Below are 22,990 nucleotides of genomic sequence, written 5' to 3' on the forward strand. Positions count from 1 at the left end.
CATTACAATAAAAGTTTTTAGAAGCTACTTACACTTAAAAGTGGTTTCTAAAAACTTTTTTTATTAATGCGTATATTGAAATTCTAGAATTTATTAAAGTGATTAAAAAAACTAAAAAACCATGGCCAACAAAAGATGCTATGGAACAAATTTATGAACTAAATCTCTGGGGTGGAAAAGATTATGATTTTTATTCTGGAACAGGTTCTCACGACCCAAAAATAATAAAACCGTATTTAGAATCTATAATCTTATTTTTAAAATCACAAGATAAACCATTAATAGTTTCCGATTTAGGTTGTGGCGATTTCAATATAGGCAAACACTTAACTAAATACGTCAAAACTTATTTTGCAATTGATATTGTTGAAAAACTCATTATTAGAAATAAGCAACTATATCAAGAAGACAACTTAGAATTTCGTTGCTTAGATATCTCAAAAGATAAACTTCCACCAGGAGATTGTATTATAATCCGTCAAGTATTACAGCATTTATCTAATTCTGAAATACTAGAAATAATCAAAAAAATAGCTAATTATAAATATGTGATACTAACCGAACATATTCCCGTGGGTGATTTTATTCCTAATAAAGACATTATATCTGGACAAGGCATAAGAATCAAACATAATAGCGGTATTAACCTATTAAAAGCGCCATTTAATTTTAAAATTAAAGAAGAAAAAATCATTAACAAGTTTATTCTAGAAAACAACAAAGGGTGCATTTTAACCGCATTATACAGGGTTTTCTAAAGCGCTATTCTTTATTTTAAAATATGCTTTTCATTAATTAATACTTTGTTTTTTAATGAGATATCAATAAAAATCATTTAAAAATCCAAATTAAACAATACTTACAATTCAGTTAGCCACTTACTAGTAAAAACTAGTAATTTTACCTAAATTGTTTATTTATAAATATAACGACAACCTATGGCTAATAAAAATCCAGAAGAAGAAAGACTAGCAGTTCCAGACAACCACGAACATTGGAAAAAATGGGGGCCATATTTAGCAGAAAGACAATGGGGTACTGTTAGAGAAGATTACAGTAAACATGGTGAGTCATGGGAGTTTATTGATCATGACAAAGCACGAAGCAACGCCTACAGATGGGGAGAAGAAGGCATAGGTGGTTTTTGCGATGTTAGAGAAATTTTATGTTTGGCACCTGCATTTTGGAACGGGAATGACAGCATTTTAAAAGAGCGTTTATTTGGGCTTACAAACAACCAAGGTAACCATGGTGAGGATGTAAAGGAACTTTATTTCCACCAAGTATCTACACCAACACATACATACAATAAGTACTTATATAAATATCCGCATAGTAAATTTCCGTATTCCGAATTAGTCAAGGTTAATGCAGAACGCGGAAGAGACCAAGACGAATACGAACTCTTAGACACAGGTTGCTTTAAAAACAATGCCTATTTTGATTGTTTTATTGAATACGCTAAAGCTGATGTTGACGATATCCTTATGAAAGTGACTGTTATAAACAGAGGTGATAAGGCAGCACACCTTCATGTTTTACCACACCTTTGGTTTAGAAATTTCTGGAAGCATAATGAAAAACACGAACGACCATTAATAAAATCTACAGAAACTAATGCAGCTCAATCTAGTAGTCGTAGAAATGGTGATTACTATTTTTACAACGAAGGCGGCAAACAGTTGTTTTGTGAAAATGAAACCAATAATAAGCGTATTTACAACGTAAAAAATGAAGTCCCTTATGTTAAAGACGGGATACATGAGCATGTTGTAAACGGCAAAAAGACAGTTAACCCTAAAAACGAGGGTTCTAAAATGGCGGTATGGCATAAATTTAAGCTAAAAGCTGGAGAAGAAAAAAGTGTAAAAGTACGTTTAAGCAAAGAAGCATTAGAAAACCCCTGGTCAGATTTCGATACTATTTTTGACCAAAGAATAAAAGAATGTGAAGATTTTTATAGCGACATTATAACAAAAGATTTACCAGAAGCACGTCAAGATCTGGCTAAAAAAGCATTTTCTGGATTGTTATGGACAAAGCAGTTTTATTATTTCGATGTTTTTAAATGGCTGTTTGGCGGTCCTGGAGAGGATAAACCAGACAGAGTCAACATGAGAAATTACAGTTGGCAACATCTTACAAATAGGCATATAATTTCAATGCCAGACAAATGGGAATACCCTTGGTATGCAGCATGGGACTTAGCTTTTCACATGGCTTCTTTTGTTGAAATTGACCCTTATTTTGCTAAAAACCAATTGTTATTGGTTTTACAAGAAAGCTACATGCATCCAAACGGACAAATTCCTGCCTACGAGTGGAACTTTAGCGATGTAAATCCGCCTGTACATTCTTATGCCGTTTGGAAAGTTTACGAAAAAGATAAAGAAAAAACTGGAAAAGGTGATATTCAGTTTTTAGAAAAAGCCTTCCAAAAACTACTTATCAATTTTACTTGGTGGGTAAACCAAAAAGATAAAAGCGGTACCAACCTTTTTGAAGGTGGTTTTTTAGGCTTAGATAATATTGGTGTTTTTGATAGAAACCACATGCCTCCTGGCATTAACAGAATGCAACAAGCCGATGCCACAAGCTGGATGGCCATGTTCTCGATAAACATGTTGCGTATGTCTCTAGAACTTGCGGAGAATAATAAAGTTTATGAAGAATCTGCCGCTAATTTTTTCAGACACTTTTTAAATATTGCTTGGGCCATGCATCATATTGGTAAAAAAGATATTTCACTTTGGGATGATGCAGATAACTTCTATTATGATGTTGTTGAAATGTCTAGTGGTGTTTCAGACCGTTTAAGAGTGCGCTCTTTAGTTGGCGTAATCCCAATGTTTGCTGTAGAAATTATTCACCAAGATTTATTTAAAAATTTAAAAGAGTTTAGAAGAAGAGCGAATCGTATTATAAAAACTCGACCTGATTTAGCCTCGTTAATTTCAAATTTAGAAAAAGCCAATGAAGACGGGAATTTTATGTTCTCCATTATGCGTGGTTTTAGATTAGAGCATTTACTTAAACGCCTGTTAGATGAAGGTGAATTTTTATCAGATTATGGTATTCGTTCATTATCAAAATATCATGAAAAATACCCGTTTGTATTTCATCATCACGGGCATCATCAAATCCAGTACGAATCTGGAGAAAGTCGTTCTAACATGTTTGGAGGCAACTCCAACTGGCGTGGCCCAATTTGGATGCCTTTAAATTATATGATTATTCAATCTCTACGTAAATACTATACGTTTTATGGTGACGAGTATGTCTACGAATTCCCAACAGGTTCTGGAAACAAGTTAAATTTAAAGCAAATTGCTAACGAATTAACTAAACGTTTAATTACCCTTTTTGAACCTAATGAAGATGGTAAATTTCCATACCATTCTGAGGATGAAGGCCAAGTATTTACAAAAGATGAACACTTTAAAAACGAACATTTCTTCTATGAGTTTTTTGATGGCGATACAGGTAAAGGTCTTGGAGCGTCTCATCAAACCGGATGGACATCGCTTATTGCGAATTTAGTTATGGAAATGGACGAGGAATAATTACATCTTATTATTTCATTGTAAGTTAAAAATTCATGAGACGAATTTACTTTTATTGTTGTTTTATATTAATTAGTAATTTAGCTATAAGTCAGAGCAAATCTTCCAATTCTAATTTTAAAAAAATTATCGAAACCACAACATATAACGTTACCTATTCTGATGGGAAAACACATGTATTCACTTCTGAAATTAATGAATACAATTATAATATTGATGGACAAAAACTTTTTAGCGTTAGAAAAACATTCCACAACAGAGAACCTTACAAGACAGTAAAAACTACTTTTTTTTATAATGAAGAAAACAATATTGATTATACTAATTCATATATAACAACTGACTCTATTAATTATAAAACCAATTATTATTATCTAAACAAAAAATTAAAAAAAATAAGCGCTCGTTATAATATTAGTGAAAAACAAACCAAATACAATGAAGAGTACTTCTACAATAAAGACAATATCCTTGTAAAAAGTAATTATATTTTGACTGAAAAATATCCAGATTCTTATATCGGGGAACGACATTTAAATGCTGAATATGTTTACAATAAAAAGGGTAAAATAATTGAATCAAACTGGACTAAATCTGACAGTTCATATAAATACAATAAAGTCAAATATTTCAGAAATAAAAAAGGCTTTATTACCAAAGAAAAAGAGTTTAATAAAAACAATCGTTTAGTCAAAACTACTTCTTTTAAATATATCCTAGACGAAAAAAACAACTGGGTAATTAGAAAATATTACGAAAAAAAATCTCTTGTAAAATCAATATACCGTGAAATAGAATATTTCAAATAAACTATTAAAACTACTACTCACCACAAATCTCCCCCAAAACCCACAAATAATCTTTCCGGTTTTCAACAAAATCTCTATCGGAAACATCAATTATTTTCACATTAAAATCTTTTTGTGTTTTTAAGAAATCCAAATAACCTGTGTTTATTTTTTCTAGATAATCGTTGGCTATATTTTGCTCATAATCGCGTCCGCGTTTTTTAATATTTAGCTGCAAACGTTCGGTGTTTTGGTATAAATACACATATAAATCTGGCTTTTTCAAATCTTTATACATTAAATGAAAAAGTTTTCGGTAAAGGTTAAACTCATCTTCTGCTAATGTGATTTTTGAAAAAATAAGCGATTTAAACGCATCGTAATCACTAACTATAAAGTCTTTAAACAAGTCAAGTTGCGCTAAATCATCAGAAATTTGTTGGTAACGATCTGCAAGAAAAGACATTTCTAAAGTAAAGGCATAGCGATTAGCATCTTCATAAAATTTAGGTAAAAAAGGATTATCTGCAAAACGCTCTAAAATCAATTTTGCATTAAAATCGTTAGAAATTTTTGTTGCTAAACTCGTTTTTCCTGCACCAATATTTCCTTCAATAGCTATATAATTATAATTAGAAAAATCGTTTTGTTTATTTGGATTCTTTAACCAAATATTTATGGGTTCCAAAACAGAATCGTCATCACAAGCATCTAACAACTCACCTACTTCTTTTTCAAGTTTTGGGTGCACCATTTTTGAAGCAATATCATTAAGTGGCAACAATACAAATTTACGCTTGCTCATTTCTGGATGTGGCACTTTTAGTGCATTTGTATCAATAATATCACCTTCTGAGAAAATAATATCTAAATCTATAACCCGAGCTTCGTAGGTATCCGCCGTTGTTCTAGTGCGTCCTAAAACGGTTTCGATATCTAATAAAATATCTAAAACGTTTTGGGGTTGCAAATGGCTTTCTGCTACCAAGCAGCAATTAAAAAAATCGTCGCTCTCAAAACCAAAAGCAGGAGACTTATATACTTTAGAAATTAGTTTAATACTACCTATACGACTATAAATAGCGTTAATAGCCAGCTGTAAGTTTTTAAACTTATCGCCTTTATTACTTCCTAATGCAATATGATATGTTTTTGGTTTTAACATAATTTATAAACTCATCTTGACTTTTTCTATTTCCTAAAAAATGGCCAAAATCTGTCCATATTTCGTTGCTTTTTTTATGCTTAGCAAAACTATGCCTTTCAAAAAGTGCCTCATCTAGACAAATTTTATCTCATTTTCGGTTAAAACAAAAAGTCAAGATGAGTTTATGGCAAATTAATAAAAAGTAAATGGTTTCCTTTATATTTACAGTAGTGAATTTTAATAATTATTTCAGATTGTTCTCGATACAATGCTCCTAAGGTCGCATTACTCGAACTGACAAAACATATAATAAATGACATTAAGAGATAAACTTGCTGCACAACGTATTTACATACTTTTAGGCGCCCTATTTATAACATCTCTGGTTGTTTCTAACCTTATTTTCCAAAAATTCTTTTACTGGTACCCATTTGATATTGAAATTTTTGGAAGTAAACTTTTCGAAATATCGGTTGGTATTTTACCCTATCCCATTACGTTTTTAATCACCGATTTAATTAGTGAAATTTATGGTAAAAAACGCGCTAATGATGTTGTAGTCGTTGGAATTTTCGCTTCACTATTTTCCCTTTTAATTATTTTCATGGCAGACTCCGTGCCTGCAACCTCATGGTCTTATGTTAAAGACGATACTTTTAAAACTGTTTTTGGAAACTCCATGATTGCCGTTTTTGCAAGTATGCTTACATATTTATTTGCCCAGTTTGTAGACATTCAAATCTATCATTTCTGGAAACGGTTAACTAAAGGCAAGCACTTGTGGCTCAGAAATAATTTCTCTACTTGGTTTTCGCAATTTGTAGACACGTTTACTATTGTATTTTTACTATGTTCATTTGGTATTATTGAATGGGAAAACTTTCAGGGTTTATTGGTTAGTGGTTTTCTTTTTAAAGTTATTATAGCTCTTTTAGACACGCCTTTTTTATATTTAGGTGTATTTCTATTCAGAAAACGCTTCAACTTAAAGGTTAACCAAGAGATAGATCTCCTTTAGATTTTTAACAATAAATTCACTATTATCAAACCTTTAGCATCATTTTTGCGTATATATTTTTACATAATCAAAAACCTAAATTCTACACTTTGAAAAAAGCATTAAAAATTATTGGCACTACTTTACTTATAATCGTTGCACTTTTAATAGCAATACCTTTTGCATTCCAAGGGCAAATAAAAGATATGGTTAAACGTTTTATCAATCAAAACTTAAATGCGCAAGTAGAATTTAGTGATGTTAGCCTAAGCTTTATAAGAAGTTTTCCGCAGGCTCATGTTAGTGTAAACGACTTAATAATTACCAATTTCGAACCTTTTAAAGACGAAACTTTTGTAACGGCAAAAGACATTTCGTTTACTATGGATATTAACGAATTGTTTAAAAATGCTGAAGAAGAACCCATTATAGTTAATTCTATAACTATTGATGAGGCACTTTTAACTTTAAAAACCGATAAATTTGGGAACAATAATTATGACATAACAAAAGCAGACACATCTAAGGCTTCAACAGAAACCGAATCAAGTAATTTTAGTTTTAGCATTGAAGATTACCAAATAAAAAATAGCGCACTAACATACATTGATGAAGTCTCTAAAATGCTAGTTCAGGTGACAGAGTTAAACCACGAAGGTCATGGAACATTTTCAGTCGAAGATTCAGAATTAAACACTAAAAGTGAGGCTAATGTGAGTTTTTCACTTGATAGTACTAACTATTTAAGTAGTAACCCAATTAAATTAGATGCCATAATTGGTTTAGATTTAGAAAACAGCAAATACACATTCAAAGATAACACAGGATTTATAAACGATTTGCCTATTGAGTTTCAAGGCCATGTGCAACTGCTTGAAAATGGTCAAGACATGGATATTTCGTTTGAAAGCCCCGGATCGGACTTTAAAAATTTCTTAGCCGTTATTCCAAAAACATACTCAAAGAATATTGAAAACGTAGAAACCTCTGGAGATTTTAAAATTAAAGGCCTCGTAAAAGGATTAAGTTCAGATGAAACTATTCCTAATTTAGATATTAGCATCACATCAAACAACGCATCATTTAAATATCCAGATTTACCAAAACGTGTTGAAAACATTGTTATTAATACCGAAATAAAAAACACAACTGGAAAGGTAGATGACACTTACATAGACATTAAAACATTAAATTTTAAAATTGATGACGATGTTTTTAAATCTTCGGCTACCATAAAAAATATCACCAAAAACATGTTAGTAAATGCGAATCTAGATGGTATTTTAAACTTAGCAAACATTACAAAAGCTTATCCTGTAGAGTTAGACAATACACTTACAGGTATTTTAAAAGCGAAACTAAACACAGCTTTTGATATGAATGCGATTGAAACTAACGCATACACACGTATTAAAAATAACGGATCGGCAAGCATTGACGATTTTGTTTTTTCATCAGAAGATATTGTAAATCCCATTCATATTTCTCATGCAGACATGACCTTTAAGCCTGCAACCGTATCTCTAAACAGTTTTAAAGCTAAAACAGGAGAAAGCGATTTAAATGCTACAGGTACTATAAACAACTTATTAGGGTTTTTACTAAGTGATAATACTTTAAAAGGAAATTTTAATGTGAATTCTAACCTATTTAAAGTAAGTGATTTTATGACTGAAGATGCATCCTCTGCAGAAAACAAAACCACCAGCGATACAGAATCTTTAAAAATTCCAGCATTTTTAGATTGCACCATAAATGCCAATGCTAAAACCGTAGTTTACGATAATTTAAACCTACAAAACGTTACTGGCACACTTTATATAAAAGACCAACAAGCTAAACTTCAAAACATGACCTCTAGTATTTTTGATGGCGCTTTATCAATCTCAGGCGATGTGTCAACAAAAGAGGAGACACCAACATTTAATTTAAACTTAGGCGCCAATGGTTTTGACATAGCAGAATCCTTCAAAAACCTAGACTTATTAAAAAAATTAGCACCAATAGCTACTTTACTTAACGGAAAGTTAAATACAAACATCAACATTTCAGGAAAACTAGATAAGGAATTCTCACCAAATTTAAATACCGTTTCTGGTAATGCTTTAGCAGAGTTATTAACTACAAAAATAAGCGAAAACAAAGGCGAATTATTCAACAAATTAGACGGCGCATTAGGCTTTATAGATTTTGATAAACTAGATTTAAAAGACCTAAAAACCAAACTAGATTTCGCCAGCGGAAAAGTTAGTGTAAGCCCTTTTAATTTAAAATATGAAGACATTGCAATTTCTGTTTCTGGCTCTCATGGATTCGATAAAACCATTAATTACAGCGCCGTTTTTAATGTACCTGCAAAATATTTAGGTAGCGACATAAACAAACTTATTGGGCAAATAAACGATCCACAAGCAAGTAATATTACCATTCCAGTAACAGCAAACATTGGTGGTAGTTACACAAGCCCAACCGTAAAAACCGATTTAAAAAGTGGTGTTTCCAACCTAACAAAACAACTTATAGAAATTCAAAAACAAAAATTACTCAACCAAGGTAAAGACAAAGTTAAAGATTTAATTGGCGATGTTATTGGTGGTAACAAAACAAAAACCGATTCTGTAAAACAGAAACAAAACGATGCCATTAAAGAGGTTCTAGGAGACATTATTGGAGGCAACAAAACTACAGATACTACAAAAACAACTACCACACCAAATACAAAAACTCAAGAAACCGTTAAAAACGTACTTGGTGGTTTATTTGGCAAAAAAGAAAAAGATACGGTAAAATAATATTTGGGCGTTACCCAAAGGGTCGGGCTTTCCATTACAAGTCCTCGCTCCCAAAAAAGGGAGCTGTGGGCTTTCCTTTGCAATCCCTAACGCAAGTTTATCTATTAAAATAAGTTCTCACACTAAACCTCAACAAAATCAACTAAGGTCAAAAACCAAAAAAAACGGTCAAAAAACACTAATTTTCAATCAATTTTACGTCGTTTTTAAACAAAAACATCCATTTTATTAGGTTTTCTCATTTATTTAGTTAAGTTATAAGAACGTATAATCTTTAAATCTTTTTTATAATATATGAGGCAATTAAAAATCACGAAACAAGTTACCAACAGAGCATCTAAATCGCTAGACAAATACCTACAAGACATTAGTAAAATACCATTAATTACCGCCGAAGAAGAGGTGGAATTAGCACAACGAATAAAACAAGGCGACCAAAAAGCATTAGATACACTCACAACAGCTAACTTACGATTTGTGGTTTCAGTTGCAAAACAATATCAAAATCAAGGTTTAAAACTTCCAGATTTAATTAACGAAGGCAATGCTGGCTTAGTAAAAGCAGCAAAACGTTTTGATGAAACAAGAGGTTTTAAATTTATATCCTATGCCGTTTGGTGGATTCGTCAATCCATATTATCAGCATTAGCAGATCAATCTAGAATAGTTAGGTTGCCATTAAACAAAATTGGCTCAATAAATAAAATTAATAAAGCCTATTCGTATCTAGAACAAGCTAACGAACGTCCTCCAAGCGCCCAAGAAATAGCTCAAAACCTAGATTTAACAGTAGATAATGTAAAGCAATCTATGAAAATTTCAGGACGACACGTATCAATGGATGCACCTTTAAAAGAAGGAGAAACGTTTAATTTATATGATGTTGTTCAAGGCCAGGAAGCCCCAAGACCAGATGCAGATTTAATGAGAGATTCTCTAAACCTAGAAGTTAATCGTGTTTTAGAAACCTTATCTGAAAAAGAAGCTGAAGTTATTCGTCATTATTTTGGAATAAGTGTAAAATCACCTAAAAGTCTTCAGGAAATTGGAGATGCTTTTGGGTTAACAAGAGAACGTGTAAGACAAATAAGAGAAAAAGGTATTCGCAAATTACGTCACGCTTCAAAAACCAAAGTGCTGAGAACTTATTTAGGATAACCTAAAAAACAAAGGTTATAAATTAGGTTTTTATTTTTAAAAACCGCAAATTTGCAAACCGTTTTAGATTTTAAGAAAAAGTACAAAATAAAAGCATATGTTAAAAATTATAGTTAAAGATGGTGAAAACATCGAGAGAGCGCTAAAACGCTACAAAAGAAAGCACAGAAATATTAAAGTAATGCAGAACTTAAGAGAAGGTCAATTCTTTACAAAACCATCTGTAAAAAGACGTCGTGAAGTTCAAAAAGCAGCTTATATTCAAAATTTAAGAGATCAAGAAGATATTTAATCGTTCTTTAATCTAAAAATTTAAAAAACCACACATAGTATGTATATGTTGTGGTTTTTTTTTATTAAGTTACTTTCTATAATTTACTGGCTTGTCCTCGTAAAAATTTTCAAAAGTTTTATCTGTAAAGTATTTCTCTTTCAAAACTTTAAAAGTCATAATTACAACTAAAACCTGCCCTAAACACATGGTGTAGAATACCCATGAAAACGCTATATTCATAGCCGCCATTACCGTTAGCATTACTAACATAAATGTAGTAAGCGCAACATAAAACATTACTGGAATTTTCATTTTTTATTTACAAGTTACTAAATACCAGTAAATTATTCTTAATCTATCTTGTTAAAAATTCTTTAAAATTAATTAATAGATAGTTGTACCACTAGCCCCTCATTAGATCGAATATTAAACACCGTTTCGTCTTCAAAAATGAGGTATTGCCCTTTAATGCCGACTAGTTTACCCGAAAACAGATGTTCTTTTTTAATATTTAGACTCTTTGGTTTTTCAGGATACGCAATTACAGGAAAGTCTATATTGGTTTCCTTATTATTTTCAATAAAATAAACTTTAGCTTCATCTGGAATATATTGTTTCAAACGATCTCTCCAAGCTTCTAAACTTTCATCTACAACATCATTCTTAAGCATTTTACGCCAATTTGTTTTATCGGCTACATGATCTTTCAATGCGACTTCTGTTATACCTGCTAAATACCTATTAGGCACTTCTACAATTTCAATAGCTTCATGGGCGCCTTGATCTATCCATCGTGTTGGCACTTGGCTTTTTCTAGTAACACCCACTTTCACATTACTTGAGTTTGCTAAATACACAATATGCGGTTGTAATTGGACTTTCTTTTCGTAATCTAAATCGCGATCTTCCTTATCTAAATGTGCAGTACTTAATTCTGGTCGCATAATCCAATCTGCGGCCTGAGGAATATCAAAAAAACAGCTTTTACAAAAACCTTGTCGGTAAATAGGCTTATCTAAACCGCAGTTTAAACATTGGTATTTTATAAATTGAATGGTAACATTTTTATCTAATAATTGATTCATATTTAAAAAATCGTTTTCAAAAACTAGATAGTATTGAATGGGACTTTCAAACTCTGTTGCCATTTTTGTTAAAACACCTTGGTAGGTCATAAAAAAAAGTATTATTTTTAAAAAAATAAAGATAGAATAAATATGTCAATTCCCTTAGTAAATTCTATTGCATCATGGTTTTTAAAAAAGCGTTTTCATCAAATAGAATTGTTTTTAAAATACCCAAATGAAGTACAGAACGAGCTGCTTTTAAGCTTAATAGACTTTGCAAAAAACACAGAGATTGGCAGGCAATACGACTTCAATTCTATTAAAGATTACAAAACTTTTGCAGAGCGCATTCCTATTAAAAATTATGATGGTTGGCAAGATGTTATCGAACGTTCTAGACAAGGAGAAGGTAATATTTTTTGGCCAACACCAATTAAATGGTTTGCAAAATCTAGTGGCACAACACGCGCTAAAAGTAAATTTATTCCTGTTAGTCAAGAATCTCTTGAAGATTGCCATTACGCAGCGAGCAAAGATTTGCTGTGTATGTATTTAAATAACAATGAAAACTCGCAGCTTTTTAATGGTAAAAGTTTACGCTTAGGAGGAAGCAAAGAACTCTATAAAGAAAACGGAACAGCTTTTGGAGATTTGTCGGCTATTTTAATAGACAATATGCCTTTTTGGGCAGAGTTTAGCAGTACGCCTAGTAACAAAGTTTCGTTAATGAGCGATTGGGAACATAAAATGCAAGCTATTGTAAACGAAACTATTAATGAAAACGTTACGAGTCTAGCAGGTGTCCCGTCTTGGATGTTAGTATTATTAAACAATGTTTTAGAGACTACAGGTAAAGAAAACCTGCATGATATTTGGCCAAATTTAGAAGCTTATTTTCATGGCGGAGTAAGTTTTACACCTTATGTAGACCAGTACAAAAAAATATTACCTAAAAAAGACTTTAGATATTACGAAACGTATAATGCTTCAGAAGGATTTTTTGCCATTCAAGACCAGAACAATTCTTCCGAATTATTACTCATGCTTGACTATGGGATTTTTTACGAATTTATTCCCATGAATATATATGCAACATCAGAAGAAAAGGCAATTCCGCTTAGCGAGGTTAAATTAAATCAGAACTATGCTGTAATCATTACAACCAACGCCGGACTATGGCGTTATAAAATTGGAGATACTGTACGATTTACTTCATTAAACCCATATAGAATAAAAATTTCTGGCCGAACCAAACATCATATCAATGTATTTGGAGAAGAATTAATTATTGAAAATGCAGAAAACGCATTAAAAAAGGTTTGTAAACGTACCAAAGCTGAAATTGTAGATTTTACCGCGGCACCTATATTTATGGAAGGAAAGGAAAAAGGTGCACACGAATGGTTAATTGAATTTAAAACGCCCCCTAAAGACATCAATTACTTTAATGAATTGTTTGATAATGCATTAAAAGCTTTAAACTCTGATTATGAAGCTAAACGCTATAACAACATTACTTTAAATAAGCCTAAAATAAACATTGCACGACACCAATTATTTCATGATTGGTTAAAGCAGAATGATAAATTAGGTGGACAACATAAAATACCTAGACTTTCAAATACTAGAGATTATTTAGACGACTTATTAAAGCTAAACGCTTGATCAAACTGTCAGAAACCCCTCTAAAACAATGTGTTAACGATTTTAAGAGTCCTTTAATCTAAAAAATTAGTGGTTTTTTAGATACATTGTATATTTACAGGCAATTAATCCTTAACCCTCTCAAAATGAAAGCATATCTGTGTTTTTTAGTATGCCTTACCTATAATTTTATTTTAGCCCAAGGCCCTTCAAATTTAATAGCTTCAAATAGCAATTCGTTTAACAACTTAAATTCATTTCCTAAATTAAATAAAGCCGTTTTAATAAAATCTAATGGTTTTAATTTTGAACTTTTAGATGCTGGTGTAAACACACGTTATTCTGAAATTGGCTCTGGCTTTTTTAGAAATAAGTTAATAATGGTGTCTTCTAAAAAATTGGGTGGTTTTGCTAAAATAGACCCAAATACTAATGAGGCTTACAAAGAATTATTTTGTTTAGATATCGATAAAAATGGGGCATTAAGCTCACCTTATTTATTTAGTAGAATTTTGAATACTAATGCTAGTGAAGATCAATTAACATTTTCGCCAAATGAAAAAACAGTTTATTATACTAGAAGTAGTAAAGCTAGTTCGCTTGATTTTAAAATTTACAAAGCTGATTTAGAAGAAGACTCACATGGTAATTGGATTAATAATGAATTATTAAGCATAAACAAAAGTAATGTATCTATTGAAACTCCTTTTGTTAATCATTCTGGCGATAAGCTTTATTTTTCAGCAAATTTCCCAGATGCTATTGGTGGATATGATTTATATGTTTCAGACATTAAAGCTGATGGTTCTTTAGGTACTCCAAAAAATCTTGGAAATTCTATAAACACACCTTTAGATGATAAATACCCTGCACTTTCCTTAGATGACAGGTATTTATATTTTGCATCAAAAGGCCACGACAACATTGGAGGTTTTGATCTTTTTACAAGTAAAATTACTGCTAAAGGGTTCAAAACACCTCGAAATATGGGTAACACAATAAATACTGTTTATGATGAAATCGCTTATTTTTTAGCTGCTAAAAACAAAGGCTATTTATCTTCCAATAGACAATATGGAAAAGGCAGCTATGACATTTATACTGCAGTAAATGATGAAGTAATTCAGTCTATACAAGGTGAAATTCTTGATTTAGAAACTCAAATTAAACTACCAAATACTGTTATTGTGTTAAAAGATGAAGATGATATAGAATTAGGAAGAACTATTACATCAGAAGACGCAACATACCGTTTTAATGTTACACCTTTTGAAACTTATACTCTTTCAACATATAAAGATGGTTTTAAAGATGCATCAATCAAATTTTTTGCAAGCAGCGGTAGTAATACAACCTACCGAAAAAACATTAAACTTCATACAACTGCTCCCGTTATTGCAAAAGTTGAGAATGAAATGCGTATTATTTTAGAAAATATTTACTTTGATTTTAATAAATATAGTGTAAAAGAAGAATCATTCATTTCTTTAAATAAAGTTATAAAAATTTTAAAGGAACATCCTGAGATAAAATTAGCCATTAATGCACATACTGATAATAAAGGTAGAGATAGTTACAATTTAAATCTATCTAAAAAACGTGCTGAATCTGCTGTAAACTATTTAATTAAAAATGGAATTTCTAAAAACCGATTAATATCAAAAGGTTATGGTGAAACTAAACCCTTAGTAGATTGTAAAAACAATTGTTCTGATAAAGACTTACAGACTAACAGGCGTGTTGAGTTTGTTATTACTGACTAAATTCACCGATTAAAAACATTAAAATCGGCAACGTGTAACTAAAAAAGTTTTTGAACGAATATTTCGTCTTATAGTCTAAAAGGCCTAAAAACGCCTTTTTTCAACTACTTATTAAGTATACTTTTACATCAGTTTAGAAACAGAAATAAACAGTTTTATATAGATATCCATTTATTAATTAATTATCCCTAACAAAAAAACCACGCCTGTAGCGTGGTTTTTTATTTATTAATTTAACGACTCTTTTAAGAAACTGCCTTAAGTTTCTTTAAGGTTGTTTTAGTTAATTTTTCTTCGGCATACGCTTTAGTAACATTTAATTTTTTCTCGTTACTACTTGGAAGCTCAAACATGGCATCGGTTAAAATCTCTTCACAAAGCGAACGTAAACCCCTTGCTCCTAATTTATATTCGATAGCTTTTCCAACTATAAAGTCTAATGCACCATCTGTAATAGTAAATTCTATTTTATCCATTTCAAACAACTTTTTGTATTGTTTTATAATGGCATTTTTAGGCTCTGTTAAAATCGCTCTAAGTGTATCTGCATCTAGTGGATCCATATACGTTAATACAGGTAAACGACCAATAATCTCAGGTATTAAACCAAAGTCTTTTAAATCTTTTGGAATAATATATTGAAGTAAATGTTCTTGATCAACAACTTCATCAGACATAGAAGCACTATAACCAACAGCTTGCATATTTAAACGCTTTGAGATAACACGTTCAATACCATCAAACGCTCCGCCTGCTATAAATAAAATATTCTCAGTATTAACTTCAATGAATTTTTGATCTGGATGCTTACGCCCTCCTTTTGGCGGCACATTTACAACAGTTCCTTCTAAAAGTTTTAATAAAGCTTGTTGTACCCCTTCACCTGATACATCGCGCGTAATTGATGGATTATCACTTTTACGAGCAATCTTATCAATTTCGTCAATAAACACAATACCTTTTTCTGCTTTCTCTAAGTTATAATCTGCAGCTTGAAGTAAACGTGTTAATATACTTTCTACATCTTCACCTACATAACCAGCTTCTGTTAATACAGTAGCATCAACTATAGCCAATGGTACATTTAACATTCTAGCAATAGTTTTTGCCATTAATGTTTTACCCGTACCTGTTTGCCCAACCATAATGATATTACTTTTTTGAATATCAATATCGTCTTTTGTTGGAGGTTGCAATAATCGCTTATAATGATTATATACAGCAACAGACATCACTTTTTTAGTGGCGCCTTGTCCTATAATATATTCATCAAGAAACCCTTTTATTTGAATAGGTTTACGAAGTTTTAACTCTGCCGATAAATCGCTACTATCACTCTGCTTAGACTCTTCTATCACAATACCATGTGCCTGCTCTATACATCTATCACAGATGTGAGCATCTAGTCCTGCTATTAACAAGTTTGTTTCTGGTTTTTTACGACCGCAAAACGAACATTCTAATTCTTCCTTTGCCATTAATATTATTTATTTTTGGGGAATGAAACATTATAAATCCCTCTATAACAATTCTTTAAAATTACAAATTATTTATTTGCGAGCCAAAATCTCATCAATCATTCCGTATTCTTTAGCCTTATCAGACTTCATCCAATAGTCTCTATCACTATCTTCATAAACTTTGTCGTAATCTTGACCTGAATGCTTACTAATAATTTTGTAAAGTTCTTCTTTTAGGATTAAAATTTCTCTAGCTGTAATCTCAATATCACTTGCTTGACCTTGAGCCCCTCCTAATGGTTGGTGTATCATAACTCGAGAATGTGTTAAACCACTACGCTTACCTTTTTGTCCAGCACATAATAATACAGCACCCATTGAAGCAGCCATACCTGTACAAATTGTTGCAACATCTGGCTTTATAAACTGCATAGTATCATAAATACCTAAACCTGCATAAACGCTTCCTCCTGGAGAATTTATATAAATTTGAATATCTTTATTTGCATCTGTACTTTCTAAAAATAAAAGTTGCGCTTGAACAATATTTGCTACTTGATCATTAATTCCAGTACCTAGAAAAATAATTCTATCCATCATTAAACGAGAGAATACATCAAATACAGCAATATTCATTTGACGCTCTTCAATAATATTAGGTGTTAAGTTAGTTGGATACATACTACTTATAATTTTATTGTAATATGTGCTACTTATCCCTTGATCTTTTATGGCGAATTTTTCAAATTCTTTTGCGTAATCCATAGTCTTTTTTTTATTTGATTCATCTAAACCCTTGAAACACATTTAGATGAGTTTAAAATCAATTATTTAATATGTTTCGTTTTAAGAAAAAAGCGCTTAAGTCTATTAGACATAAGCGCTTAAAGATAAACAATTATTATTATTTATTTATCACCATAAACTTCTTTAACAAAGTTTTCGTAACTTAATTCTTTAACTTTAAGGTTTGCTTTTTCTTTATAAACGTTTAGTAATTTTTGAGATACTAATTGCTCTGAAATACGACGTGCTTCGTCTTGATTTCCTAATACACGTGCAGCAATATCATCTAACTCTTTATCTGAAGGATTCATTTGTCCAAACTGAGCCATTTGACCTTTAATCATTTCTTTAGCATGATTTTTAATATCGTCCATAGTTACTTGAACGTTATTCTCTTCAATCAATTTACCTTCAATTAACTGGTAACGCAAGCTTTTTTCAGACTTTTCATACTCTTCTTTAGCTTGAACCGCATCCATTTCTTGTTCACCTGCAGTTTGCATCCATTTTGTTAAGAATTCTGCTGGTAAATCAAATTTTGTATTGTCTACTAAATATTCAGTAACATCATTCAACAACTTTTGGTCTGCTTGTTGAACAAATTGCTTTTCAGCATCTTCTTTTATTTTGCTTTTCAACTCTGTTACAGAAGTTACTGCTTTAGGGCCAAAAACCTTATCGAATAATTCTTGATCTAACTCTGCTAACTCACGTTGGTTAATTTCAGAAATTGTAAAATTAACTTCGATATCTAAACCATGAATATCATCATGACCTAATTTAAGTGCATGCATTAATTCATGATCATCTTCAAAAAGCCCTTTTGTTTTTAAAGTGATAACATCGCCAACTTTAGCTCCAATAAATTGTTTTGCAGTAGACTTTCCTTTAAATTTATCTAAGGTAAGTGTTACTGTATTGTCAATTTCTTTTTCTTCGTTTGTGTAAGCACCAGTAATTTCACTATCCTTAGCAACTGTATCTTGAGAAACTAGTTTTCCGTATTGTTTTTGAATACGCTCAACTTGCTCATCAATCATTTTATCATCTGCAACAATATTGTAACTCGTAATCGCTTTTTTACTTTTTAGTTCAACTTTGAATTCTGGAGCAAGTCCTAATTCAAATTCAAAAGAAAATTTATCAGCATCCCAATCAATTTCATCTTGAGTTTTTGGCAATGGTTGCCCAAGAACATCAAGTTTTTCTTCAGTTAAATATTTATTTAAAGCGTCTTGTAAAAGTTTATTTACCTCATCAACTAAAACAGCTTTTCCGTATTGCTTTTTCACCATACCCATTGGTACATGACCTTTTCTAAAACCAGGAATGTTTGCTGTTTTACGGTAATCTGTTAAGATTTTTTCTACTTTATCACTATAATCTTCTTTAGCGATATCTACTTTTACTACAGCATTTAATGCATCAACGTTTTCTCTTGTAATATTCATTTTAAAAATTGATTTTTAGTATACCTAAAATTGGAGGGCAAAAGTACAACATTTTCAGCATCCCACAAAGTTTTAATTAGCTGATTTACAAGAGGCGATTAACTATTTCTTATCGGTCTTTAAGAATGACTGCAAAAGCGATTGTAGAATAGATAACAAGATGCTAAATAATATAGCCCACCAAATACTAGCAACTGAGAATCCATCAATAAATTTATCTGCTAATAGAATAATTAATCCATTTACTACTAATAAAAATAAACCCAGAGTAATTATGGTTACGGGTAAAGTTAAAATAACCAAAAGTGGTTTTACTAGAAGATTTAGTATTGATAAAACAATGGCTACAATAATTGCAGACAAATACCCATCAACACTTACACCTGTTAATATGTTTGCTAACGCAAATACTGCTACTGCGTTTAGTAATAATCTTAAAATAATTTTCATGGTTTCAAATTTTGATTATGAATTTACGAAATTATTCACAGCTTCATAAAAATCTTTAGGGTTTTCGGCATGCAACCAATGTCCTGCGTTTGAAATGGTAACAATTTCTGCTTTTGAAAAATGATTTTTTATAATACGTTCGTCACCAACACCAATATATTCTGATCGGTCTCCGCGCAAAAATAACGTGTCTTTTTCAAACCTTGAATAACTAGGTAAAGATTCACCAACCTCACCTACTTCATTTTTCAAAACTTCTAAATTTATACGTAAACCTAATTTACCTTTTTCAACCCAATATAAATTTTTCAGCAAAAACATGCGTATTCCTGCTTCAGACACATAACTACTTAAAGCCTTGTCTGCTTCACCTCTGCTCTTAATTTCATTAAAGTTTAATGCACTCAATCCATTTAATATCGCATCATGATGTACTGGGTAAAAACGCGGAGAAATATCTGCGACTATTAATTTTGAAACTAATTCTGGATATTCGGCAGCAAAAAGCATAGCCGTTTTTCCGCCCATTGAGTGTCCCAATAAAACAATGTCTGTCAAATCATGTTCAATACAATAGTGGTTTATATCTTTTGCAAGTACTTCATAATTAAATTCATCGTCATGAAAACTTCTTCCGTGGTTACGCTGATCTACTAAATGCACTTGATACCCTAGCTCACTAAATTGACTACCTAGTGTTTTCCAGTTGTCACTCATTCCTAAAAACCCATGTAAAATTACAAAGGGTTTTCCTTCACCTAAAATATTTGAATGTAAAATCATATTGCCTCCCTTAATCCCTCCAAACGGAGGGAAACTGTTATTTTTTTTACTATTGTTTTTTAATTTGCCCTAATCACTCTTACGTTTATTTTTTTTAAATCTATATTCCGTTTGAGTGTCTCCTTCCCTTTGGGAAGGAATAAGGAAGGGCTTTTTACCTCAGTTTATGTAAATACATTTGAATAACATTCTCGACACCTAAATATAAGCTTTCTGCTATTAAAGCGTGCCCTATAGAAACTTCTAACAATCCTGGAATATTATCTTTAAAAAATTTAATATTATCTAGAGATAAATCATGGCCAGCGTTAATACCTAAACCTAATTTATTCGCTAGCTCAGCACTTTCAGAATAAGAAGTAATTGCATTTTTATTACCTAAACTGTACTGATGAGCGTAAGCTTCTGTGTATAATTCAATCCTATCTGTTCCTGTTGCTTTTGCACCTTCAATTTGCTCTAAAACAGGATCTACAAAAATAGACGTTCTAATACCGTTATTTTGAAATTCTTTTATAACATCAACCAAAAAATCTTTATGTTTAATAGTATCCCATCCTGCATTACTAGTAATAGCATCAACAGCATCTGGCACCAAAGTAACCTGTGTTGGTTTAACCTCTAAAACCAGATTCATAAAAGATTCTACAGGATTACCCTCTATATTATATTCCGTATAAACCTCAGATTTTAAATCGCGAGCATCTTGATAACGTATATGTCTTTCGTCAGGTCTTGGATGGATAGTAACACCTTCTGAACCAAAACGCTGCACATCTTTTGCAAATTGAACAACATTAGGCACATCACCACCTCTAGAATTTCTTAAGGTTGCAATCTTATTAATATTAACACTTAGCTTTGTCATAAATCTATTTTTAAAATATAATTAATTAGAAACTTTTAACATTGGCTAAAAAATCCTTCTTTTAATTTTCGCTTCAATGCAAAACCTTCAAACTAATTATGCAAAAATACAAAGTAGAATAGGCTTAGATACTATTTTTTTGATTAATTTGCAGTTCTATTTATAGATACAACGAACCGACCTTAACTATAAATTTAATTTGAATTTAGTAAAACAATTTGTAAACTACATTTGAAAGAATAAAAGTAATAGACACCACAAATGAAACTTTCAGAACTTATTATAAACGACATAAAACCACTAAGTAACGTTAGTAAGGTAAGCGATTTACAACAGCTTTTTAATCAGCTTACTTTTTCTCATATTCCCGTAAAAAATGATACAGGAGCTTATTTAGGGTGTTTTTCTGAAGCTGATGCGCATTGCTTTGATAGCGGTAATCCAGTTAGTGAATATTTATATGCCCTAGAAGATTTCTATGTGAGAAACACAACGCTCTGGCTAGATGTTTTAGAAGCTTTTGCAGTAAACTCAGCCAACATAATGCCCGTTTTAAATGAACAAAATGAATATTTAGGCTATTATGAACTTAATGATGTTATTAGTTTATTTAGTGAATCTCCTTTTTTCTCTGAAGCTGGCGGTATACTAGTTGTTGAAAAAGGAATTAACGATTACTCGTTTAGTGAAATTAGCCAAATTGTAGAATCTAACGACGGGAAATTACTAGGCGCTTTTATATCCAAAATGAATACTGATTTAGCGCAAATAACATTAAAAATAGGTAACACAGGACTTAATGATGTTATACAAACCTTCCGTAGGTATAGTTATAATATAGTATCTGGCCATGAAGAAGATGGTTATATTGAGAGTCTAAAAGAACGCTCAGATTATTTAAAGAAATATTTAAACATGTAATTCCAATTTATGAAGGTTGCCATTTTTGGACGATATTATAATGTTTCTACACCATCATCGGTTGAAACACTTTTCAGTTTTCTTGAAAATCAAGGTATAGAAGCCTATATAGAAACAGAGTTTCATAAACTTATAGACAAGGAACCCCACAATATAAAAGACTACCACAAGTACAAAACATTTACAGAGCTAGATTCAAGTTTTGACTTTCTAGTTAGTATTGGAGGCGATGGTACCATTCTAAGAGCCACCATGTTTGTTAAAGATTTGGGCATTCCTATAATAGGTATAAACACAGGACGGTTAGGGTTTTTAGCAACCATTCAAGTTAATGCTATAGAGAAAGCGGTACAAGATATTATTGACGGCAAATATAGAATCTCAGAACGTAGCCTCTTAACAGTTGAAACATCTACTGGCAACAAAGATATTGAAGCCATGAGTTTTGCATTAAATGAAATTTCAGTAAGCCGAAAAAATACCACGGCTATGATTACCATAGACACGTATTTAAATGACGAATTTCTAAATTCCTACTGGAGCGATGGCTTAATTGTATCAACACCTACAGGCTCTACAGGCTACTCTTTAAGCTGTGGCGGCCCCGTAATAACACCTGGATCAAATAGTTTTGTATTAACACCAATTGCACCACATAATCTAAGCGCGCGCCCTCTAGTAATTCCAGATTCAACAGAAGTGCATTTAAGAGTACACGGTAGAGAAAAACAACATTTAATATCGCTAGATTCTAGAATTGCAACATTAGATAACGGTACACTTATCAAAATTAAAAAAGCAAATTTCAAAATTAAAATGATAGATCTTTTAAACGAAAGCTTTTTAGACACCCTAAGAAAAAAATTACTTTGGGGCGAAGACAAACGTAATAAATAGTTTTTTTGGCGCTAGCCGGCCGGCCGATTACCACAAGAGTAGAGCTATTATTCATGTAATTCTATTTTATATTTTTGAATTCAAGAACCTAAATATTTCGCACCAAGTCCTCACGCCTCCTTCGTCAAGCTTTTGGCTGTCTACTACAATCCCTAACACAAACTAATTTGATGTTTTAAGT

Annotated in this window: 20 protein-coding genes; 11 read left to right on the forward strand and 9 right to left on the reverse strand. The window is 31.5% G+C overall.

Annotation, left to right across the window (positions count from 1 at the left end; translation table 11 throughout):
• The first annotated feature begins 98 nt into the window (after window positions 1-98).
• The 3 genes from SJY43_RS02255 (at window position 99) to SJY43_RS02265 (ending at window position 4,372) form a co-directional block, all read left to right on the forward strand.
• A complete protein-coding gene (locus SJY43_RS02255) occupies window positions 99-758 on the forward strand; it encodes a class I SAM-dependent methyltransferase (protein ID WP_396602225.1) in 660 nt (219 codons plus the stop codon).
• Between the two features lie 180 nt (window positions 759-938).
• The gene (locus tag SJY43_RS02260) at window positions 939-3,563 is read left to right on the forward strand and encodes an MGH1-like glycoside hydrolase domain-containing protein (RefSeq protein ID WP_396602226.1); all 2,625 of its coding nucleotides are present in this window, start codon (window positions 939-941) and stop codon (window positions 3,561-3,563) included.
• Between the two features lie 35 nt (window positions 3,564-3,598).
• The gene (locus tag SJY43_RS02265) at window positions 3,599-4,372 is read left to right on the forward strand and encodes a hypothetical protein (protein ID WP_396602227.1); all 774 of its coding nucleotides are present in this window, start codon (window positions 3,599-3,601) and stop codon (window positions 4,370-4,372) included.
• 13 nt (window positions 4,373-4,385) lie between these two features.
• On the opposite strand, the gene folK is transcribed toward SJY43_RS02265, so the two are convergent.
• A complete protein-coding gene (folK, locus tag SJY43_RS02270) occupies window positions 4,386-5,516 on the reverse strand; it encodes a 2-amino-4-hydroxy-6-hydroxymethyldihydropteridine diphosphokinase (RefSeq protein WP_396602228.1) in 1,131 nt (376 codons plus the stop codon).
• A gap of 295 nt (window positions 5,517-5,811) precedes the next feature.
• Between folK and SJY43_RS02275 the strand changes: the two genes are divergently transcribed.
• From SJY43_RS02275 to rpsU, 4 genes are all read left to right on the forward strand, one after another.
• Window positions 5,812-6,516, forward strand: a complete 705-nt coding sequence (locus tag SJY43_RS02275; RefSeq protein WP_396602229.1) for a queuosine precursor transporter — start codon at window positions 5,812-5,814, stop codon at window positions 6,514-6,516.
• Between the two features lie 89 nt (window positions 6,517-6,605).
• A complete protein-coding gene (locus tag SJY43_RS02280) occupies window positions 6,606-9,287 on the forward strand; it encodes an AsmA-like C-terminal region-containing protein (protein ID WP_396602230.1) in 2,682 nt (893 codons plus the stop codon).
• A 294-nt stretch (window positions 9,288-9,581) separates the two neighbouring features.
• Window positions 9,582-10,445, forward strand: a complete 864-nt coding sequence (locus tag SJY43_RS02285; RefSeq protein ID WP_396602231.1) for an RNA polymerase sigma factor RpoD/SigA — start codon at window positions 9,582-9,584, stop codon at window positions 10,443-10,445.
• A 97-nt stretch (window positions 10,446-10,542) separates the two neighbouring features.
• Entirely contained in the window at window positions 10,543-10,737 is a 195-nt protein-coding gene (gene rpsU / locus SJY43_RS02290) for a 30S ribosomal protein S21 (protein WP_147765495.1), read from the forward strand.
• A 69-nt stretch (window positions 10,738-10,806) separates the two neighbouring features.
• Here rpsU and SJY43_RS02295 read toward each other — a convergent pair whose 3' ends face one another.
• Together SJY43_RS02295 and SJY43_RS02300 are read right to left on the reverse strand one after the other, a co-directional pair.
• Complete coding sequence (locus SJY43_RS02295) at window positions 10,807-11,031, reverse strand: hypothetical protein (protein WP_396602232.1); 225 nt, start codon at window positions 11,029-11,031, stop codon at window positions 10,807-10,809.
• 68 nt (window positions 11,032-11,099) lie between these two features.
• Entirely contained in the window at window positions 11,100-11,894 is a 795-nt protein-coding gene (locus tag SJY43_RS02300; protein WP_396602233.1) for a DUF2797 domain-containing protein, read from the reverse strand.
• 42 nt (window positions 11,895-11,936) lie between these two features.
• Here SJY43_RS02300 and SJY43_RS02305 point away from each other — a divergent pair, with 42 nt between their 5' ends.
• Together SJY43_RS02305 and SJY43_RS02310 are read left to right on the forward strand one after the other, a co-directional pair.
• Entirely contained in the window at window positions 11,937-13,451 is a 1,515-nt protein-coding gene (locus tag SJY43_RS02305; protein WP_396602234.1) for a GH3 auxin-responsive promoter family protein, read from the forward strand.
• 125 nt (window positions 13,452-13,576) lie between these two features.
• Window positions 13,577-15,193, forward strand: coding sequence for an OmpA family protein (locus SJY43_RS02310; RefSeq protein WP_396602235.1), 1,617 nt, complete (start codon window positions 13,577-13,579; stop codon window positions 15,191-15,193).
• Window positions 15,194-15,438: 245 nt separating this feature from the next.
• Here SJY43_RS02310 and clpX read toward each other — a convergent pair whose 3' ends face one another.
• The 6 genes from clpX to SJY43_RS02340 all read right to left on the reverse strand — a co-directional run bounded on the left by clpX (window position 15,439) and on the right by SJY43_RS02340 (window position 20,991).
• Window positions 15,439-16,671: an ATP-dependent Clp protease ATP-binding subunit ClpX gene (clpX, locus tag SJY43_RS02315; RefSeq protein WP_396602236.1), complete on the reverse strand. Its 1,233-nt coding sequence runs from the start codon at window positions 16,669-16,671 to the stop codon at window positions 15,439-15,441.
• Window positions 16,672-16,743: 72 nt separating this feature from the next.
• A complete protein-coding gene (gene clpP, locus SJY43_RS02320) occupies window positions 16,744-17,418 on the reverse strand; it encodes an ATP-dependent Clp endopeptidase proteolytic subunit ClpP (protein ID WP_300250810.1) in 675 nt (224 codons plus the stop codon).
• A 143-nt stretch (window positions 17,419-17,561) separates the two neighbouring features.
• A complete protein-coding gene (gene tig, locus SJY43_RS02325) occupies window positions 17,562-18,890 on the reverse strand; it encodes a trigger factor (protein WP_396602237.1) in 1,329 nt (442 codons plus the stop codon).
• 102 nt (window positions 18,891-18,992) lie between these two features.
• Window positions 18,993-19,340, reverse strand: coding sequence for a phage holin family protein (locus SJY43_RS02330; RefSeq protein WP_396602238.1), 348 nt, complete (start codon window positions 19,338-19,340; stop codon window positions 18,993-18,995).
• A gap of 15 nt (window positions 19,341-19,355) precedes the next feature.
• Window positions 19,356-20,123 carry an alpha/beta fold hydrolase gene (locus SJY43_RS02335; RefSeq protein ID WP_396602239.1) on the reverse strand — a complete coding sequence of 256 codons (768 nt, stop codon included), beginning with the start codon at window positions 20,121-20,123 and terminating at the stop codon, window positions 19,356-19,358.
• Window positions 20,124-20,277: 154 nt separating this feature from the next.
• The gene (locus SJY43_RS02340) at window positions 20,278-20,991 is read right to left on the reverse strand and encodes a pyridoxine 5'-phosphate synthase (protein WP_396602240.1); all 714 of its coding nucleotides are present in this window, start codon (window positions 20,989-20,991) and stop codon (window positions 20,278-20,280) included.
• Window positions 20,992-21,252: 261 nt separating this feature from the next.
• Between SJY43_RS02340 and SJY43_RS02345 the strand changes: the two genes are divergently transcribed.
• Window positions 21,253-21,912, forward strand: a complete 660-nt coding sequence (locus SJY43_RS02345; protein WP_396602241.1) for an acetoin utilization protein acuB — start codon at window positions 21,253-21,255, stop codon at window positions 21,910-21,912.
• Between the two features lie 9 nt (window positions 21,913-21,921).
• Window positions 21,922-22,809: an NAD kinase gene (locus SJY43_RS02350; protein WP_396602242.1), complete on the forward strand. Its 888-nt coding sequence runs from the start codon at window positions 21,922-21,924 to the stop codon at window positions 22,807-22,809.
• Window positions 22,810-22,990 lie beyond the last annotated feature (181 nt).

Source organism: Algibacter sp. R77976 (assembly GCF_044594645.1).
In the GTDB taxonomy this organism is placed as follows: Bacteria; Bacteroidota; Bacteroidia; order Flavobacteriales; family Flavobacteriaceae; genus Algibacter_B.

What these genes read in the sequence shown, in the direction of transcription:
- rpsU (WP_147765495.1), top strand. Translation starts at nt 10,543, where the DNA reads ATGTTAAAAATTATAGTTAAAGATGGTGAAAACATCGAGAGAGCGCTA.
- SJY43_RS02350 (WP_396602242.1), top strand. Translation starts at nt 21,922, where the DNA reads ATGAAGGTTGCCATTTTTGGACGATATTATAATGTTTCTACACCATCA.
- SJY43_RS02295 (WP_396602232.1), bottom strand. Translation starts at nt 11,031, where the DNA reads ATGAAAATTCCAGTAATGTTTTATGTTGCGCTTACTACATTTATGTTA.
- tig (WP_396602237.1), bottom strand. Translation starts at nt 18,890, where the DNA reads ATGAATATTACAAGAGAAAACGTTGATGCATTAAATGCTGTAGTAAAA.
- SJY43_RS02345 (WP_396602241.1), top strand. Translation starts at nt 21,253, where the DNA reads ATGAAACTTTCAGAACTTATTATAAACGACATAAAACCACTAAGTAAC.
- SJY43_RS02285 (WP_396602231.1), top strand. Translation starts at nt 9,582, where the DNA reads ATGAGGCAATTAAAAATCACGAAACAAGTTACCAACAGAGCATCTAAA.
- clpX (WP_396602236.1), bottom strand. Translation starts at nt 16,671, where the DNA reads ATGGCAAAGGAAGAATTAGAATGTTCGTTTTGCGGTCGTAAAAAACCA.
- clpP (WP_300250810.1), bottom strand. Translation starts at nt 17,418, where the DNA reads ATGGATTACGCAAAAGAATTTGAAAAATTCGCCATAAAAGATCAAGGG.
- SJY43_RS02260 (WP_396602226.1), top strand. Translation starts at nt 939, where the DNA reads ATGGCTAATAAAAATCCAGAAGAAGAAAGACTAGCAGTTCCAGACAAC.
- folK (WP_396602228.1), bottom strand. Translation starts at nt 5,516, where the DNA reads ATGTTAAAACCAAAAACATATCATATTGCATTAGGAAGTAATAAAGGC.
- SJY43_RS02310 (WP_396602235.1), top strand. Translation starts at nt 13,577, where the DNA reads ATGAAAGCATATCTGTGTTTTTTAGTATGCCTTACCTATAATTTTATT.
- SJY43_RS02300 (WP_396602233.1), bottom strand. Translation starts at nt 11,894, where the DNA reads ATGACCTACCAAGGTGTTTTAACAAAAATGGCAACAGAGTTTGAAAGT.
- SJY43_RS02340 (WP_396602240.1), bottom strand. Translation starts at nt 20,991, where the DNA reads ATGACAAAGCTAAGTGTTAATATTAATAAGATTGCAACCTTAAGAAAT.
- SJY43_RS02330 (WP_396602238.1), bottom strand. Translation starts at nt 19,340, where the DNA reads ATGAAAATTATTTTAAGATTATTACTAAACGCAGTAGCAGTATTTGCG.
- SJY43_RS02335 (WP_396602239.1), bottom strand. Translation starts at nt 20,123, where the DNA reads ATGATTTTACATTCAAATATTTTAGGTGAAGGAAAACCCTTTGTAATT.
- SJY43_RS02305 (WP_396602234.1), top strand. Translation starts at nt 11,937, where the DNA reads ATGTCAATTCCCTTAGTAAATTCTATTGCATCATGGTTTTTAAAAAAG.
- SJY43_RS02275 (WP_396602229.1), top strand. Translation starts at nt 5,812, where the DNA reads ATGACATTAAGAGATAAACTTGCTGCACAACGTATTTACATACTTTTA.
- SJY43_RS02265 (WP_396602227.1), top strand. Translation starts at nt 3,599, where the DNA reads ATGAGACGAATTTACTTTTATTGTTGTTTTATATTAATTAGTAATTTA.